This window comes from Streptomyces sp. NPDC015139 (assembly GCF_043079785.1).
GTDB classification, from domain to species: Bacteria; Actinomycetota; Actinomycetes; order Streptomycetales; family Streptomycetaceae; genus Streptomyces; species Streptomyces albidocamelliae.
The window spans coordinates 237907-255589 of the sequence record NZ_JBIBUW010000009.1 but is presented as its reverse complement, the minus strand read 5'-3'; the positions used below and the strand labels follow the sequence as shown (position 1 = coordinate 255589).

Annotated in this window: 10 protein-coding genes; 6 read left to right on the top strand and 4 right to left on the bottom strand. The window is 74.5% G+C overall.

The window, feature by feature from the left end:
- The first annotated feature begins 27 nt into the window (after positions 1-27).
- The 5 genes from ACF08B_RS24965 (at position 28) to ACF08B_RS24945 (ending at position 12525) form a co-directional block, all read left to right on the top strand.
- Complete coding sequence (locus ACF08B_RS24965) at positions 28-6492, top strand: beta-ketoacyl synthase N-terminal-like domain-containing protein (RefSeq protein ID WP_392319456.1); 6465 nt, start codon at positions 28-30, stop codon at positions 6490-6492.
- Between the two features lie 46 nt (positions 6493-6538).
- Complete coding sequence (locus ACF08B_RS24960; RefSeq protein WP_392319455.1) at positions 6539-8098, top strand: MDR family MFS transporter; 1560 nt, start codon at positions 6539-6541, stop codon at positions 8096-8098.
- A 141-nt stretch (positions 8099-8239) separates the two neighbouring features.
- Positions 8240-9139: a DUF6039 family protein gene (locus ACF08B_RS24955; RefSeq protein ID WP_143050264.1), complete on the top strand. Its 900-nt coding sequence runs from the start codon at positions 8240-8242 to the stop codon at positions 9137-9139.
- Positions 9136-11550, top strand: a complete 2415-nt coding sequence (fabD, locus tag ACF08B_RS24950; RefSeq protein ID WP_392319454.1) for an ACP S-malonyltransferase — start codon at positions 9136-9138, stop codon at positions 11548-11550. Before ACF08B_RS24955 ends, fabD begins: the two co-directional genes overlap by 4 nt.
- A 42-nt stretch (positions 11551-11592) precedes the next feature.
- Positions 11593-12525 (top strand): DUF6039 family protein, encoded by a 933-nt coding sequence (locus ACF08B_RS24945; RefSeq protein WP_392319453.1) that lies wholly within the window; start codon positions 11593-11595, stop codon positions 12523-12525.
- A gap of 126 nt (positions 12526-12651) precedes the next feature.
- Here ACF08B_RS24945 and ACF08B_RS24940 read toward each other — a convergent pair whose 3' ends face one another.
- Positions 12652-13017 (bottom strand): VOC family protein, encoded by a 366-nt coding sequence (locus ACF08B_RS24940; protein ID WP_073890565.1) that lies wholly within the window; start codon positions 13015-13017, stop codon positions 12652-12654.
- Positions 13018-13131: 114 nt separating this feature from the next.
- The gene (locus ACF08B_RS24935) at positions 13132-13539 is read right to left on the bottom strand and encodes a DUF3224 domain-containing protein (protein WP_392319452.1); all 408 of its coding nucleotides are present in this window, start codon (positions 13537-13539) and stop codon (positions 13132-13134) included.
- A 221-nt stretch (positions 13540-13760) separates the two neighbouring features.
- On the opposite strand from ACF08B_RS24935, the gene ACF08B_RS24930 reads away from it, so the two are divergent.
- Complete coding sequence (locus tag ACF08B_RS24930) at positions 13761-14477, top strand: PIG-L deacetylase family protein (RefSeq protein WP_392319451.1); 717 nt, start codon at positions 13761-13763, stop codon at positions 14475-14477.
- 59 nt (positions 14478-14536) lie between these two features.
- On the opposite strand, the gene ACF08B_RS24925 is transcribed toward ACF08B_RS24930, so the two are convergent.
- Positions 14537-15283 (bottom strand): class I SAM-dependent methyltransferase, encoded by a 747-nt coding sequence (locus ACF08B_RS24925; protein WP_392319450.1) that lies wholly within the window; start codon positions 15281-15283, stop codon positions 14537-14539.
- A complete protein-coding gene (locus ACF08B_RS24920; protein ID WP_392319449.1) occupies positions 15280-17421 on the bottom strand; it encodes an alpha/beta fold hydrolase in 2142 nt (713 codons plus the stop codon). Before ACF08B_RS24920 ends, ACF08B_RS24925 begins: the two co-directional genes overlap by 4 nt.
- Between the last annotated feature and the right edge of the window lie 262 nt (positions 17422-17683).

Below are 17683 nucleotides of genomic sequence, written 5' to 3'. Positions count from 1 at the left end.
AGGTCGACACCCGTGGAGTGAGACGGCATGAATCCTATGGAGCGCACCGACATCGACAGCCACCCCGGCGGCGGTACCTCCGCTCCGCCGCCGGCCCCCGACCCGCGGCCCACCGGCGCCGACTCGGGTCCGGCCGATCCCGCCGTCGTCCTGGTGTCGGCGGGCGACCCGGCGCGGCTGGCCCGTGCCGCCCGCGCCCTGCACGACCGCCTCGCCCACCTGCTGCGGCAGGAACGGGCGCCGGCGGCGGCCGACGTGGCCTGGACGACGCAGACCGGCAGGGTGCCGATGCGGCACCGGCTGGCCGTCGTGCACCCCGATCTCCACGGTGTCCTCGCCGGGCTCGGCGCCTTCCTGGCGGGCCGTCCCGACCCGGCCGTGCACACGGGGCAGGCCGGCCCCGGAGCACGGGCCGCCACCGGACCCCCCACCACCGCGGCGGAGGCGGCCCGGCAGTGGGCCGACGGCGCCGACCTGCCCTGGCAGAACTACTGGCGTACGCGGCGGTCCCGTGTACCGCTGCCGGTGTACCCGTTCGCGGAGACGGAGACGGAGACGGAGGCCGGGGCAGGAGCCGAGCCCCAGCCCCAGCCCGAGTCCGAGTCCGTGTCCCTGTCCGTGTCGTTGTCCGCCGACGGCACGCGACCGCACGTACCGGACACCCCTCGCGTGCCCGGCACCCCGGAGGCGGCACAGGCGCCGGATCCGGCCGAACCGCGCGTGGCCGCACTGGAGGCCGCCCTCCTCGACCGGTACGCCGAGGTGTCGGGGATACCCCGGGACGAGCTCGACGCGAGGACGCCCTTCGTCGAGTACGGACTGACCTCGCTGCAGATCGGCGAACTGAACGCGCTGCTGGCCGAGGACTGGGGCGTCGGCAGCCGGACCCTGTTCTTCGAGCACGGCGACATCGCCGGGGTGGCCGCGGACGCCGTGCACCGATGCGGAGCCCGGCGCCGCACACCGGAGCCGGCACCGAAATCCCCGCCGCGCGACCTGGCCTCCCGCACCCTCCCGGCCGGGGCGGCACATCCGGCCGCGGGCCCGGAGACGCGGCCCGCGGCGGACGGCACCGGCGCGATCGCCGTCATCGGCGTCGCCGGCCGCTTCCCGAACTCCCCGGACCTGGAGACCTTCTGGTCCAACCTGTCCACCGGACACGACTGCGTCACCGCCCTGCCGCCCGAACGGCACCGGCCCGGCTGGCCCGTGGACGACATGATCGGCGGATTCCTCGACGACGTCGACCGCTTCGACCCGCTGCTCTTCGGCATCACCCCCCGCGACGCCTCCCTCATGGACCCGCAGGAACGGCTCTTCCTGGAGACGGCCTGGGCCGCCCTGGAGAACGCCGCCCACCCCCGGCAGCGGCTGCGCGAGCGGCACGGCTCCCGGGTCGGGGTGTACGCCGGCGCCATGTACGCCGACTACGCCTTCTTCGGCGTCGAGGAAACCCTGCGGGGACGCCCCGCCTACGCGGGCGGCGCGCTCGGCAACATCGCCAACCGCGTCTCGTACATCCTCGACCTGCACGGCCCCAGCCTCGCCGTCGACACCATGTGCTCCTCCTCGCTGGCCGCCCTGCACCTGGCCGTACGGGCCCTGCGGGCCGGCGACTGCGAGATCGCCCTCGCGGGTGCCGTCAACCTGTCCCTGCACCCCAACAAGTTCGTCCAGCAGCGGCTGATGTCACTGACCTCCAGCTCCCGCCGGTGCCGCAGCTTCGGCGCGGGCGGCGACGGGTTCGTACCGGCGGAGGCCGTGGGCGTCCTCGTCCTGAAGCCGCTGGAACGCGCCCTCGCGGACGGCGACCGGGTGCGCGCCGTGATCCGGGGCAGCGCCGTGGTGCACGCCGGACGAACCAACGGCTACCTCGTACCGTCCCCCGCCGCGCAGGGCGACGTGGTCCGCGGCGCCCTCGCCGACGCGGGACTGCTCCCCGGCGACATCGACTACCTGGAGGCCCACGGAGCGGGCACCGCCCTCGGTGACCCGGTCGAGATCGACGGTCTGGGCCGGGTTTTCGGCACCGCCGACCGCGCGCCGGGATCCCTGCCGATCGGCTCGGTGAAGTCCACCGTCGGGCACGCCGAGGCCGCGGCCGGCATCGCGGCGTTCACCAAGGTCCTGCTCCAGCTGGAGCACCGCACCCTGGCCCCGACGCTGCACGCCGACGACCTCAACCCGAACATCGACTGGGACACCGTCCCCTTCCGGGCCCAGCGGACCGCCGCCCCGTGGCCGCGACCGGCCGGCCCGGACGGCACACCGCGCCCCCGGCGCGCCGGCATCAGCTCCTTCGGCGCCGGCGGCACCATCGCCCACCTGATCGTGGAGGAGTACCCCGCCCGCCCCGAACCGGACAGCACCGCACCGCGGGCGACCGGACCGGGCCGCCCCCAGTTGCTCGTCCTGTCGGCCTACGACGAGCAGCGTCTGAAGGACTCGGCCTCGCGCCTCGCCGCACGGCTGCGCGCTCCCGACGCACCCGCCCTGGCCGATGTCGCCTGGACCCTCCAGGTGGGCCGGGAACCGCTGCGGGAGCGGCTGGCACTCGTCGTCGGCGACCCGGCCGAAGCGTCCGCCCGTCTGGCGGAGTTCGCGACCGGCTCCGCCACCGGAGGGGTCGTACGCGGCCGGGCCCCGCACGGGGGACGGCCGCAGGGACGGCTGCTGCCCGACGGACCCGAGGCCGACCTGGGCGCGCTCGCCCGGCACTGGGCGGCGGGCGGGCCGGTGGACTGGCCCCTGCTGCACCCACGAGAGCCGGAGGTGCGGCCACGCGTCACCACACTGCCGGCGTACCCCTTCGCCCGTCTGCGGTGCTGGATACCGGAGACCGTAGCCGGTGCGGCCGTTGTCGACGCCCCGGCACCCGCGGTCGCGGGCCCGTCCCGGCCCGTGGAGTCGGTGCAGGCGCACGCCGCTACGACCGGTCCGGTCCGGGCCGGACAACAGCCGGACGGAGACGCCGTGTTGCTGCGCCGGGAGTGGCTGCCCACCGGCGAGGTGAGCGCCGGCTCCGGCCCCGCCGAGGGCGTGGTGCTCTGTCTGTACGGCACGGCCACGCGCGGTCTCGCGGACGCGCTCGCGGCGACGGCACCACGAGGCACCCTCGTCCCCGTCCTCGTCCGGGACGACCACGGCACGCCGGAACTCCTCGATGGGACGGTCGGGTTCGCCGACGACGAGCAGGCCGACACCGTCACCGGCGACCTGCTCGCCCGCCACCCGCTGATCGCCGGCTGGATGGACCTCACCGACCTGGACCGCGCGGACCCCGGGGATCCCGGGCCGTGGACCGCCCGTCTGCTGCTGATCCGTCGCCTGCTCGGAGCCCGGCCCGGCGCACGACTGCGCGGCATCCAGGCCGTACGCGGACTCCAGGACCTCGACGGCCCCGCCCCCGACCCTTCCGGCGCCCGCATGGCCGGGTTCCTGCGCTGCCTCGGCGCCGAGTACGGCCGGCTGGACACCACCGTGGTCGACACCGACCTGGCCACCACCGACACGGACCGGCTGGCCGCCTCACTGTGGGGCGAGTGGCACCGGCCGGGCGCCAGGGCGGAGATCTGCCACCGGCACGGGCTGCGCTACGAACCCCTGCTGCGCCCCACCCTCGGCCGGGCCGTCCCCTTCACCCCGGACCCGGACCGCGCCTACGTCGTCACCGGCGGAACGCGAGGCATCGGCGCCCGCGTCGCCGCCCACCTCGTCGAACGCGGTGCCGGTGCGATCGCCGTCCTCGGCGGCCGGCCGCTGCCGGCCCGTCACCTGTGGGACGCGCCCGAGGCCCTCGGCGAGGCCGAGGCCGAGGCGGTGGAGAACGTACGACGGCTGGAACGGCTCGGCGCCCGTGTCCTGGTGCACACCGGCCCGCTCACCGACGCGTCCGCCCTCGGAGCCTTCCTGGACCGCGTGCGGACCGAACTCGCGCCCCTGGGCGGCGTCGTGCACTGCGCCGGCGGGATCGGGACCGGCCGCCCCGCCTTCGTCGGCAAGGACACCGCCTCGATACGCGCGTCCTTCGCACCCAAGGCCGACGGTCTCGACACCCTCGCCGCCCTCTGCGCCGGCGACCGTCTCGACTTCTTCGTGGCCTTCTCCTCGGCCTGCGCGCTCGTTCCCCGCCTGGCCGTGGGCGTCACGGACTACGCGGCGGCGAACGCGGCGATGGACTTCCTCCTCGCCCACCGGGTGCGGCAGGGCGGTGCCCACTTCCGCTCGGTGTGCTGGCCGATGTGGACCGACAGCGGAGCGGCCCGGGGCAAGGAGAACGTCTGCGCGCCCGTCGGCCTGGACACCCTGAACGACACGCAGGGCCTGCGCGTCCTCGACCAGGTACTGGCGATGCCCTGGGGCGGCACGGTCCTGCCGGCCGTCCCGCTGGACCCGTCGTTCGACGCCGGAACACTGCTCGACAGCCGGGCCGGGGGGACGGCGGCCGGCGTACGTCCGCGGTCCGCGCCCGACGCGGCCCGCGCCGAGGTGTCCTCGGCGGGATCCTCGACGGACGGCGGGCCCGCCTGGCTGGTGCGGCTGGTGTGCGCGGTGCTGGGCACCCCGGAGGCCGACCTCGACGTCACGGCGGACTTCGCCGACCTCGGCGTGGAGTCCGTGATGCTGGGCGAACTCCTCGACCGCGTCGAGGAGGCCGTCGGCGAACGCCTCCCGCCGTCGCTGCTGCTGGAACACCCCAGCGTCGAGCAGCTGCACGGCCACCTGACCGGTCTCGGCCTGGCCCCGCGCCACGAGGCGGAACCGCGTACGGCCCCGCCCGCCGACGCTCCCGCCTCCGACGCTCCCGCGCCCGCCGCGGTCACCCCCGCCGCCCCGGCCGTCTCCGCGCCACCCACCCACCAGCCCTCGCACCCGGCGGAAGTCCCCGCGGCCGCCCCCCGCCCCGCGCACGGCGGTACGGAGACCAAGGTCGCCGTCATCGGCATGGCGGGCCGCTTCCCGGGTGCGCCCGACGTCGCCACCTACTGGCGCAACCTCCTCCAGGGACACTGTGCCGTCACCGAGGTACCGCCCGGGCGGTGGGACACCGAGGCGCTCTACAGCCCCGGCCACGCACCGGGCCGCAGCACCGGGAAGTGGGGAGGGTTCCTCGACGGCCTCGAACGCTTCGATCCCGAGCCGTTCCAGCTCACGGACGACGAGGCCACCGTCCTGGATCCGGGCATCCGGCTGTTCCTCGAAGCCACCCGGGACTGCCTGGCCGACGCGGGGTACCGGGGCGAGGAGCTGCGCGGCCGGGACGTGGGCGTGTTCGTCGGCGGCCGGATCTCCACCTACCCCCGCCGCGCGCCGCTGCGGCCCGACGTGCTCCAGTCCGACCAGAACTTCCTCGCCGCCCAGGTGGCGCACCGGTTCGACTTCCGCGGCCCCAACCTGGTGGTGGACAGCGCCTGTTCGTCGTCCCTGGTGAGCGTGCAGCTGGCCTGCCGCAGCGTGTTGTCCGGGGAGTCGGAACTCGCCCTGGCCGGCGGGGTGGAGATCCTGCTGGACGAACGCCCCTACCTGGAGTTCAGCGCCGCGCGGGTGCTGTCGCCCACGGGACGCTGCCGCCCGTTCGACGAGCAGGCGGACGGCATCGTGCCCGGAGAGGCCTGCGGCGCCGTACTGCTGAAGCCGCTGGGCGCCGCCCTGCGCGACGGCGACCCGGTCCACGCCGTGATCGAGGCGGTCGCCGTCAACAACGACGGCCACACGATGGGCACGACCACACCGAACCCGGCCGCGCAGACCGCCGTCGTCCGCAAGGCCCTGGCCGCCGCGGGCCGCCGGGCCGCCGAGATCGGGCTCGTGGAGGCGCACGGCACCGCCACCCGGATCGGCGACCCGATGGAACTCAAAGCGCTCACCGACGCGTTCGCCGGTGCCGAGGAACCGTACGGCCGCTGTGCCATCGGCAGCGTGAAGGCCAACGTCGGGCACCTGCTGAGCGCGGCGGGCGTGGCAGGTCTGATCAAGGTCGCGCTGAGCCTGGAGCACGGCCTGGTCCCGCCCACCCTGTTCTGCGACACACCCAACCCGCGGTTCGACTTCGCGCACTCCCCGTTCCGGCCGGTGACGGCGGTCGAGGAATGGGCGGCGCCGCCCGAGCGGCGGGTCGCGGGCATCAGCTCCTTCGGGCTCGGCGGGACCAACGCCCACCTCGTCGCCTCCGCGCTCGACCCGCGCGACCGTCCCGCGGGCGTACCGGTGCGACGGCCGCTGCCCGCACCCGAGTACCGCCGCAGGCGGCTGTGGCTGGAGCGGGACACCGCCGCCCCCGCGCACACCGGTCCCGCCGCCCGCACGCCCGCGCCGGACCCGATCTCCGCCAGGGGCACGACCACCGACTCCGTCACGGCGGCAGGCACGCCGGACCGCACGCCCGATCCCGGGCCGGTTCCCGTGCGCGCCGCCATCCTCGATCTGCGCTTCGTCACCCGCCAGGTGACGGGCGAGGTTTCCGCACCCACCCCGGCGGCGCCCGTGCCGTAGCGCCCGGCCCGCCGGCCAGACCCCCCACGGAAGGAACGGACCAGCCATGGAAAACTCCGCAGAGGCGGCCCCCGCGGCCGCGGACGCGGCACCGGCCCTGCCCACCCCTCGTCAGGCCACACTGGCCATCGCCGGTGTGATGGCGGGGATGCTGCTGTCGGCCCTCGACCAGACCGTCGTCAGCGTCGCCCTGCCGAGCATCGTCGGCGAACTGGGCGGACTGGAGCGCCTGCCCTGGGTGGTGACGGTCTACCTGGTCACCTCGATGGCGGTCACACCGCTGTGGGGCAAGGTCTCCGACCTCTACGGCCGCCGGACCGTGGTGCAGTGCGCCATCGGTGTGTTCGTCGTGGGATCCGTGCTGTGCGGCGTCGCCCAGAGCATCTGGCAGCTCATCGTCTTCCGAGGGCTGCAAGGTCTCGGCGCGGGCGGACTGTTCGTGCTGGCGCTCGCGGTGATCGCCGACGTCGTGCCACCGGAGCGCCGGGGCCGCTACCAGGGCATGTTCGGCGCGGTGTTCGGCCTGTCCAGCGTGGTCGGGCCGCTGGTCGGCGGCTGGTTCACGGACGGCCCCGGCTGGCGCTGGATCTTCCTGATCAACGTGCCGGTCGGTGTGCTGGCCCTGGTGGCGACCGCGGTGGGCCTGCGCATCCGCAGCCCGCAGCGGCCGCACACCGTCGACTTCGCCGGAGCCGCACTGGTCGCCGGTGCGGTCGTCTGCGCCCTGCTGTACCTGAACTGGGCGGGTGACACCTACGGTTGGGCCGCGCCGGGGTCGCTGCTGCTGGCCGTCGGAGCCGTCGCCCTGGGCGTCCTGTTCGTGTGGGTGGAGACCCGGGCGGCCGAACCGGTCATCCCCATGGGCCTGTTCCGCAACCCGGTGTTCGGCATCGGCGCGCTGTTCGGGCTGCTGGCCGGTGCCGCCATGTTCGCGGGCATCGTGTTCCTGCCGCTGTACTTCCAGGCGGTCATGGGCATGTCCTCCACGCGCTCGGGCCTCGCCATGCTGCCCGCCATGTTCGGCCTGACCGTGACCTCCATCGCCTCCGGACAACTGATCAGCAAGAACGGCAAGTACAAGGTCTTCCCGGTCTCCGGGTCCGCGTTGCTCGTCGTCACCATGCTGCTGCTGTCCCGCCTCGACGCCGACACGCCCTACTGGCAGATCGGCCTGTACGCCTTCCTGTTCGGCGCCGGCGTCGGCCTGGTGATGCAGCCCGTTATCACGGCCGTGCAGAACTCCGTACCGCCCCAGGACATCGGCGCCGCCACCAGCGCCGCCAACTTCTTCCAGCGGATGGGCTCCGCGGTCGGCGTGGCGGTGCTCGGCACCGTCCTCACCACCCGGGTGACCGACCGCCTCACCGACGTCGGCCCCGACGCCGCGCGGGCCGCCGACAAGGGCGTCACCGCGCTGCACGGGCTGCCCGAGCCGCTGCGCGGACGGGCGCTGGACGGCTACGCACACGCGATGGGGGACATGTTTCTCGTCTGCGTGCTGCTGGTCGCCGTGGCCCTCGTGGTGTCCCTGTTCCTCAAGGAGATGCCCCGCCGGGCCGACCCCGCGACGGAGCGGCCCGCCGAGGAGGCGCCCGCGACGAGCTGATGCGCGGCGGGGCGGCGAACCGCCCCCCGCCTGCTCAAAGTTGCGCAGCCCCCCGGCGGCGGTCCGCCTAGCGTGGCTCGCGCCGGCCCCCCGCGGGCCGGCCCGAGCCACGCATCTCCGCACCGGAAGGACGGCCATTCCATGGATCAGCGGACAGCCCGGAGGACGGCCGGTCTCAGCCCCGCGTCGGCACAGAGCCCCGTGCCGGCCGACAAGCTGCTGCACTCCGGCAACTCGGGCTTCACCATCGCCCGCAGCGCCCAGCTGAAGTACGAGCACCGGGACGAGGGCCGCAAGCTCTTCGCCTCCGTGATCGCCTACATGAACCAGTCCGACCTCAACGGCGCCTCCTTCTACTTCTACGAGGAGGCGTTCGGCAAACAGGACCGGGTCCACTGGCTGATCCACTGGAAGACGCCCAACGACTACGCCATCAGCCTGCACATGGTCGACCACGACGAGAAGATGATCGACCTGCTGGAGAGCGACCGCGTCGTCGACGACGCCAGCGCGGGCGTCTGGGGCCGCGCCGTCGTCGAGGGCTCGGTCCAGGAACGCATCCTCGTCCCCCAGCACGGCCTCGTGCACGAGGAGGACGACCACGACCCCGGTGACCTCTGGGTGGACCCGGCCAAGCTCCAGACCGGCCGGCCCGACGGCGAACTGCTGCACTCCGCCAACGCCATGCTCACCCTGCACCGCACGGGCCAGGCCACCCACGAGTTCCGCAAGGAGGCCCGGCTCTACGCCTTCGCCTGGCAGAACGAGGTCAACCGCAAACTGCCCGGACGCGCCACCTCCTACCTCTACGAGGAGACCTTCGGCGTCATGGACCGGCTGCACTGGCTCGTGCACCTGAAGGACTTCGACGCCTACCAGGAACTGCTCGAACTGGAGCGCACCGACAAGGACTTCAGGGCCCTCGGGGAGCGGCGGTTCATCGCCGAACAGAAGGGCGGCGGCACCTGGGGCCGCACCTATGTCCCCGGCACCATCGAGGACACCCTGCTGCTGCCGCACCAGCTGACCGCGGCCGAGTGAGGGCCTGGCTCTTCGCCGGCCAGGGGGCGCAGCGCGCGGGCATGGGGGAGCGGCTCTTCGACCGCTTCCCCGAGTACGTGGCGGTCGCCGACCGTGTGCTCGGCGAGCCGGTGCGCGCACTGTGCCTGGACGATCCCGACGGCCGGCTGAACCGCACCCGCTGGACCCAGCCCGCGCTGTACGTCGTCAACGCGCTCGCCTGCGCCGAAGCGCTGGCGGAGGGGCCCGCACCCGACTTCCTGGCCGGTCACAGTCTCGGCGAGTACAACGCGCTGCTCGCCGCCGGGTGTTTCGACTTCGAGACGGGCCTGCGGATCGTGAAACGGCGCGGCGAGCTGATGGGGGAGGCCGACGGCGGCGCCATGCTGGCCGTCCTCGGGCTCCCGCCCGACGGGGTGCGCGCCCTGCTGGACCGCTGCGGCGCCACGGACGTCGACCTGGCCAACCTCAACACCGCCACCCAGGTGGTCGTGTCGGGTCCGGCCGCGGCCGTGAAGGCGGTGCAGACCGAGGTGCGGGCGACCGCGGGGGCCCGGTGCGTGCCGCTGGCCACCAGCGGCGCCTTCCACTCACGGCACATGCGGCCGGCCCAGGAACGGTTCGCCGCCTTCCTGGACACCGTCGAGTTCCGCCCGCCCCGCATCCCGGTGATCGCCAACGTCACCGCGCGTCCCCATCCGCCGGACGGTGTCGCCGGCCTGCTGGCCCGGCAGATCGCCGCTCCGGTGCGCTGGCACGAGTCCCTGCGGGAACTGATCCGCCGGGGCGTCACGGAGGCACGCGAGTTCGGTCCCCGGCCCATGCTGCGGCCCATGTGGGACTCCGTGGTCGCCGAGCCCGCCCCACCGGCCCGGCGGCGCCCCGGCGGTACGGCGGCCACCGCCGCCCCCGGGGCCGGACCCGGCCCAAAGGCCCGTACGGCACCGCCCGCACGCCCCGCCCCCGTGGGCGGCGCGCCGCACCCGCCGCCCACAGGTACCGCCTCCCCGCCGGCCGCCACCACCGCGGCCATCGGACGCACGTCCCGGGCGACCCCGCCCGAGCCGGAGCCCGTTCGGGACCCGGCCGCCGCGCGGCTGGGCTCCGCGGAGTTCCGGCACGACCACGGACTGCGCTACGCCTACCTGGCGGGCAGCATGTTCCGGGGCGTCTCCTCCGTGGACCTGGTCGCCCGGCTCGGCCGGGCGGGCCTGAAGGGCTACTTCGGCGCCGGCGGCCTGGACCTGGAGACGGTCGGGAAGGCGGTCACCGAACTGGCCCGCACCCCGGGCCTCGACGGCCGCTACGGGGTGAACCTGCTGCACGACCTCACCCGTCCGGGAGCCGAGCGCGCCCTGGTCGACCTGCTGCTGCGGCACGACGTACGGCACGTGGAGGCGGCCGCCTTCACCGCCGTCACCCCGGACCTCGTCCGGTTCCGGTTCCACGGCGCCCACCGTGCCGCGGACGGCACCCCCGCCGCCGTACGCACCGTCGTCGCCAAGTGCTCGCGTCCCGAGGTCGCGGCCCAGTTCATGGCACCGCCCGCTCCGGAACTGCTGGACCGCCTGGTCGCCGAGGGCGGGCTGACCTCCACCGAGGCCGACGCGGCGCGCGCGTTGCCGGTCGCGCAGGACGTCTGCGTCGAGGGGGACTCGGCGGGCCACACCGACGGCGGCGTCAGCCTGGCACTGGTGCCGACCACGGTCGCGCTGGCCGCCCGGCTCACCGAGCGGTACGGCTACGCGCGCCGCCTCAGGGTCGGCGCGTGCGGCGGCCTCGGCACCCCGGAGGCGGTGGCGGCGGCCTTCGTCCTCGGCGCGGACTTCGTGGTGACCGGCTCGGTCAACCAGTGCTCCCCGCAGGCCGGCACCTCGGACGCGGTGAAGCAGCTGGTGGCCGCCCTGGACGTGCAGGACACCGCGTACGCGCCCGCCGGTGACCTGTTCGAACTCGGCTCCCGCGTCCAGGTGGTCCGCAAGGGCACCCTCTTCGCGGCCCGCGCCAACAAGCTCTACCAGCTCTACCGCACCCACACGGGCCTCGACGACCTCGACGGGCCCACCCGCGCCTGGCTGGAACGCGACTGCCTGCGCGCCCCCCTGGACCAGGTGTGGAAGCAGACGTGCGCCTACTACCGGGACACGGGCCGCGCGCACGAGACCGAACGCGCCGAGCGGGATCCGAAGCACCGGATGGCACTCGTCTTCAAGTCCTACTTCGCCCGCACCAACCGGGCCGCCCAGGAGGGCGATCCCGCCGAACGGGCCAACTACCAGGTGCACTGCGGGCCCGCCGCGGGCGCCTTCAACCGCTGCGTCGGCGGTACCGCTCTGGAGCCCTGGCCGGAGCGGCACGTCGAACGCATCGCCGACCTGCTGATGACCGGGGCGGCCCGTGTCCTCAGCGACCGCCTCGCCGCCTACGCCTGACCCGGCGTGCGTCACCCGTCACCACACACCGAGGAGAGCCACATGACCGTGGACAGCGGCATGCCCAGTGTCCCGCCCGCCCGGCACCAGACGGCGCAGCCCGCGGACAAGATCCTGCACTCGGCGAACGCCGGGGTCGTCGTCGAGCGGGTCGCCCAGATCGCGGGCGGGCAGGGCGACACCGCCCGCCGGATGGCGCGGGAGGCCGCCGAGTTCGTCAACGCCAAGCACCCGGGACTGGCGACCGTCCTCGTCTACGAGGAGACCTTCGGCGTCAAGGACCGCCTGCACTGGCTGATCCACTTCCGGTCCCTGGAGGACTACGAACGGCTGCTGCACATGGGCGGCGCGCGCGACTTCCGGGACGGCGTCCTCGGCGGCTACGTGGCACACCACCAGGCGGACGACTGGCAGGCCGCCTTCGTGCCCGGCAGTGTGCGGGAGACCATGATGCTCCCGCACCGCTGGGGCATCTTCGGCACCGCCACCCGGACGATGGCACAGGACCCCTCCATGAGCCCGCTGGCCGCCGACCGGGACGAGCCCTGGTTCGAGGTGCTCCCCGCACAGCACCAGACGTCCGTCCCCGCCGACGGCCTCCTCAACACCGCCACCGCGGGTGTGGTGATGCACCGGGTGGTGGACTTCAGCTACAAGTACCGTGCCGAGGCCCGGCTGTTCGCCCGCACCGTCGCCGAGAACACCAACCTCAACTCCGGCGGGGACGCCACCGCACTGGTCTTCGAGGAACTCTTCGGCACGATGGAGCGGATGCACTTCCTCATCCACATGAAGACGCTCGGCACCATGTACAAGCTGATGGGCATCGACGCCCGCACGGACCCCGAGGCCCCGCGCGCCACCTACATGCAGGACTGGGTCCCGCGCGAGGAGGGCGGCGGCGGCTGGGACAGCCTGATGCTGGAGGGCAGCGGACACGACGGCTGCCTGACACCGCAGTACTGGGGCGACTGACGGCTCCGGCCGGCACCCGCGACACGACGGGGCCGCGGCACTCGGTGAGTGCCGCGGCCCCGTCGTGACACATGTGCCGGGCCCCGCGCGGGACGTCCGCCCCGAGGCGTTCCGTACCGGCAGGCGTCAGGCCATGGTGGTCACACAGAACGGGTGACCGGCGGGGTCGATCAGCACGACCCACTTCTCGCCACCCGGCTGGTGCTCCGGCTTGGTCGCCCCGAGGGCGGTCAGCCGCTCCACCGCCTCCTCCAGGTCGCTCACACTGAAGTCGAGGTGCATCTGCTTGTCGTCGCCGGGCCAGGAGGGCTTCTTCAGGCTCTCGGTCCGCTGGAAGCCGATGCGGCTGGACCCGTCCGGGGTACCGATGTAGGCGAAGTCCTCGCTCGCGAACAGGGACTCCCAGCCGGTCACGGCGCTGTAGAACTCCGCGAGAGCCTTCGGGTCCGGCGCGTCCAGGGTGACCGCTGCCAGCTGCCCAATGGGGGACATGAAAAACTTCCTTCCTCAAGGGTCGGCCGTCTCCGGCACGCAACTACCGTGTGCTGCTCCGGTGTTGGCGAGCCTATGCCCTCGGCCGACACACACGCACGCGGATCGCCGGGACTACTCGAAGGAGTGGTCCAGCGTCACGCTCGCGTGTCCGTCCGGACCGGGGTTGTCACAGAAGTAGGTGCCGGAGCCGCGCAGCCCGGCGAGCCCACCGGTCCCGGAGCCCTCCAGGACCTCGAGCGTGGCCTTCGCCGCGCCGCCGCCGGTGGTGCCGCTGATCTGCAGGACGAAGCTGCCGCTGCGGTCGCCGATCCGGCCGGTCACCCGCTCCAGCGCGGTGAACACGCTGGCGCCCCCGGGGGAGAGCGCGATCAGGACCTGCTGGACGCCCTCGGCCTCGATGGTCCCGCGGTAGTGGTTGGCCACCTCGCCGTGCAGCAGCACCGGGGCGCCGTCGGTCTGCTCGAACGGGGCCGGCTGCCAGGAGTCCCAGGTCATCGTGCTGGTCGACTGCGTCTGCATGCGTTGTCCTCTCGCTCGCGGGACCGCGGCGCCGGTGACCGGGCCGCCGACGGGGATCAGCCGGATCCTCGCGCGTCCCCACCCGCGGCTCTGCTCACAATTGAGCGTTCCATCAGGGCGTCACGAGGTATTTTCCCATCCGGACGCAATGGCCGGGCGGAGTTCAGCGAAATGCATTCCCAGGGTACCGGCGGAGTAATGCCCGCTGTTATCTTCGGCCCATGAGTGATGAATTCCAGGAAATGCCCGAGGACTGGACCCGCGCGCTGGCCGTGGTGGCGCACCCCGACGACATGGAATTCGGAGCCGCGGGCGCCGTCGCGCGCTGGACCGCGGCCGGAAAGACCGTCACCTACGTGGTGGCGAGCCGGGGCGAGGCCGGCATCGACACCATGGCGCCGGAGAAGGCCGCCGAGGTCCGTGAGGCCGAACAGCGGGCCAGCGCCGCCGTGGTCGGCGCCGCGGGCGTGGAGTTCCTCGACCATCCCGACGGACGCATCGAGTACTCCGCCGAGCTGCGCCGCCAGTTCGCCACCGCGATCCGCCGGCACCGCCCCGAACTCGTGCTGGGCTTCTGCCACCACGACCACACCTCGACCGGACGCTGGAACTCGCCGGACCACCGCAACACCGGCCGGGCCCTGCTCGACGCCGTCGGCGACGCGGCCAACCGGTGGATCTTTCCCGAGGACGGACCGGGCCCCTGGCAGGGCGTCCGGTACGTGGCGATCTCCAACTCGCCCCGGCCCACCCACGCCGTGGACGTCGGCGACCACATCGACCGGGCCGTGGCCTCCCTGGAGGCGCACGCCAGCTATCTGGCGGCGATGCAGCCGCCCGTCACGGACGTACGCGGGCCCCTGCTGGGACTCGCCCGGGCGATGGGGGCCCGGTTCGGCGGCCGCCCGGCGATCGCCTTCGAGCTGATACCCCGCTGAACGGCCGGGGACCGGGGAGCGCGGCCGGCCCGCGTCGGCCCTCCCCGGCCCCCGGCGCCTCACCGCTTGACGTAGACGCTGCGATGCACCCGCCACTGCTGCACCCGCGGCCGGTCCGGGTCCGCGAGGCCCCGCAGTTCGGCGAGGGCCGGCTCCACCACCCGGCCCCAGGTCTCGTCGTCGACCTCCCACAGGTAGGGCGGCAGCCGGCGCTCCAGACTCTCCAGCAGCTGACGCGGCGTGGTGGCCCGCTCGTAGTCCGGCGCGAACTCGTGCCGCAGCCGGGTCAGCCCCGCCGCGGCCGCGGCCGCGTCCAGCCGTTCGGGGGTGTCGGGCCGCGGCGGCTGGAGCACGGCCAGCCGGTCCAGTACGGCGACCAGGTCGTCCGGGTCGGCCGCGGGGTCACCGTGCACCGCGAGCAGCCGCCCGCCGGGGCGCAGGACCCGCGCCGCCTCCACGAGGGCGCGCGGCATGTCCCCGACCAGATGCAGGACGTGCGTGAAGACCAGGTTGTCGAACGTGCCGTCCCCGAACGGCAGGGCCCGGGCGTCCCCGGCCGTCACCCGCCCCGCCAGCCGCTCCGCGGCCCGCGACAGCATCGGCAGCGACAGGTCGACGCCGTGGACCCGGTGGCCGAGTTCGGCCAGCCCCGCCGCCACGACGCCGGTGCCGACGCCCACCTCCAGCACCGTGCCGGGCGTGAGGTCCCCGGCGAGTTGCGCCGCGGCCTGCCGGCCGCGTTCCATTCCGCCCCGCATCCGGTCGTAGTCGTCCGCGACCCGGTCGAAGGCCTTGGCCTCGGTCACCGTGCAGTTCCCTCCATGTCGATGTGCCAGGTGATCTCCGCGTACCGCACGAGGTCCGCGACCTCGTCCGGCGCGCGGACGAACTCCGTGATCAGTTCCGCCACCAGGGCCGGGCGGTCGTGCGGCGCGTAGTGACCGGCGACCGCCAGCTCCGCGTACCGCGCCCGCGGGAAGCAGCGGGCCGCCTCGCGCGCCCGGGCCGGCGACGAGATCCCGTCGAACTCCGAGCAGACGAACAGCACCGGCGCCGTCACCTGCGCCGCCTGGGTCGCCGAGTCCAGCCGCCACAGGTCCACGAGCTGCCGCGCGTACCGCACCAGCACCTCCGCGTCGCGGAACGGCCGCCGGACCTCGTCGGCGAGGGCCCGGCTGAGCACCCCGAGCACCCCCGCGTCCCGGGCGCCGGGGCTGCCCTTGCCGCCCGCGGCGCCGGGGGCCAGCAGGCCCAGCATCCGGGCGGCCTTCGCCGGACTGCGGTCCAGGGCGCGGCACACCGCCGCCAGGTCGGCCTCGTACTTGGTGTCCATGCCGTCCCAGCGGCCGTTCTGCCGGAACGTGGCGTTCAGGAACACCAGGGAGGCCACGGCGTCCGGCCTGCGCCGCTGGAAGGCCGTCGCGATCTTGGCGCCGGTGCACCAGCCGAGCAGATGGGCGCGGTCGGCCCCGGCCGCGTCGAGGACGGCCTCCAGATCGTCGAGCTGGTCCCCGGCCCGCCACGGCGGATCGTCCCGCTCCGTGCCGCGGACCTGCCAGGTGACGACGCGGTGGTGCGGCGCGAGCCGGGCGCACAGCCGGGTGAGGAATCCGGGCCCCTGACCGAGCGCGTTCAGCACCACCAGCGGCGGCCCGTCACCGTCGCCCGCCTCGTACACGGCGAGCGGCCGCCCGGCGATTTCGACGGTACGCCGGCGCAGCGTCACGTCCTCCCGCCCCGCCGTCCCCGCCGCCCGCCCGGCGACCGCCTGGTACGCCCGCACGCTCCCGAACACCTCCCACTGCCCGGCGGCGGACAGCGGCGTGGCGAGGGTGGGGGAGGCCCCTGACCCGGGTGGGGGAGCCGCGGTTTCCGGTACGGCCGGCGACGGCGCCGGGGGCTGCCCGGACGCCGTCGGCGCGGGCTGCCGGGCGGCCGCCGGGGGATCCGGCGCGCCGACGCCGGCCCGGGGGGCCGTGCCGTCGGACAGGGGTCCGGGTACGGGGACCGCCGCCGCGTTCCCGAGCCGTGCGGCCTGCGCACGAACGTCCGCCAGGCGCAGATCGAGCAGCCGGTCGGCCGCGGAGAGGCCCTCGCGGTCCGCCACCGGGCGGACGTCGATGCCGTGGACCGCGCCGGCCCGCGCCAGGACCTCGGTCAGCGGGACCGGCGCCGGCGCGGGCACCGTCGCGAACCCGTCCGGGAGTCCGCCCGGCGCACCGGCCCGCCACAGCTCCTCGGCGGCCCGCTCGGCGGGCAGCAGGGTGAGCCCCAGCCCCGCCGCGCCGGCCACCCGCAGCGGATGCCGCTCGAACCAGTCGGGCACCCGGTCCTCGACCTCGGTCCGCACCGCGTGCAGGGCCCACAGCAGCCGGTGCGCGCCCGGCGGGCACTCGCCGAACACCGGTGCCTGGTCGTCCAGCACCGGCGGCGTACGCAGCACCCGCCAGGCCACACCGGCGTCCAGGCACACCTCCACGGCGCGCCGTTCCAGCTCGCGGTAGCCGCGGCGCACCGGTCCGGCGGCACCGTCGTCCACCACCCCGTCCGGCCCGACGTGCACGTATCCGACGGCCCCGAGCGCGGGCAGCGCGGCGAGCACCGAGCCGGCCAGTGCCGCGTCCCCGCGCGCCCCGCGCACCGGCGCCCGGTCCCAGCCCGGGACCACGCACCACACCTGATCCGCCGTCAGCGCCCCGAGTTCGTCCGCGACCGCCCCGGGTGCCGCGCACACGACGGTCAGCCTGCCCCCGGGATCGGGCAGCCGGGCCGACTGCGCCACGAACGAGGCGATCTCCTTCCGGTCCGGGGCGATCGCGCCCGGCCGCGAGACGGCGGCGGACAGCAGCACCACCTCGGTCTCGTCGGAAGCGGTCAGGCACCGGGCCGCCAGACGGCCGGCGAGCAGCGCCGAGGTACCTGCGATCAGCACACGCTGCGGCATGCGTTCCGTCCTCCTGTGCCGGCTCGCGAACCCGTCGCACCAAGGGCCGGCGAGAACGCCGAGCGCGTGATTCCAGCGGCCGGGGGAAAAGTGAAGACCCCAGATGATCCTGCATTTACACACCGGAATTCTGCTCAATACTGAGCACGCCGAAAAAGTCCCTTGACGCCCTTGCGGCGGCCGAAATTCCGTCGTTAGCATCCCCGCGCCGGAATTATCTCTCCGGGCCCGCACGCCCATTCCGCGACGCCCACCCGGAACC

Excerpts from the sequence above, each read along its gene's own strand:
- ACF08B_RS24940 (WP_073890565.1), bottom strand. The coding sequence starts at position 13,017 with ATGTCCCCCATTGGGCAGCTGGCAGCGGTCACCCTGGACGCGCCGGAC.
- ACF08B_RS24965 (WP_392319456.1), top strand. The coding sequence starts at position 28 with ATGAATCCTATGGAGCGCACCGACATCGACAGCCACCCCGGCGGCGGT.
- ACF08B_RS24920 (WP_392319449.1), bottom strand. The coding sequence starts at position 17,421 with ATGCCGCAGCGTGTGCTGATCGCAGGTACCTCGGCGCTGCTCGCCGGC.
- ACF08B_RS24935 (WP_392319452.1), bottom strand. The coding sequence starts at position 13,539 with ATGCAGACGCAGTCGACCAGCACGATGACCTGGGACTCCTGGCAGCCG.
- ACF08B_RS24930 (WP_392319451.1), top strand. The coding sequence starts at position 13,761 with ATGAGTGATGAATTCCAGGAAATGCCCGAGGACTGGACCCGCGCGCTG.
- ACF08B_RS24955 (WP_143050264.1), top strand. The coding sequence starts at position 8,240 with ATGGATCAGCGGACAGCCCGGAGGACGGCCGGTCTCAGCCCCGCGTCG.
- ACF08B_RS24960 (WP_392319455.1), top strand. The coding sequence starts at position 6,539 with ATGGAAAACTCCGCAGAGGCGGCCCCCGCGGCCGCGGACGCGGCACCG.
- ACF08B_RS24945 (WP_392319453.1), top strand. The coding sequence starts at position 11,593 with ATGACCGTGGACAGCGGCATGCCCAGTGTCCCGCCCGCCCGGCACCAG.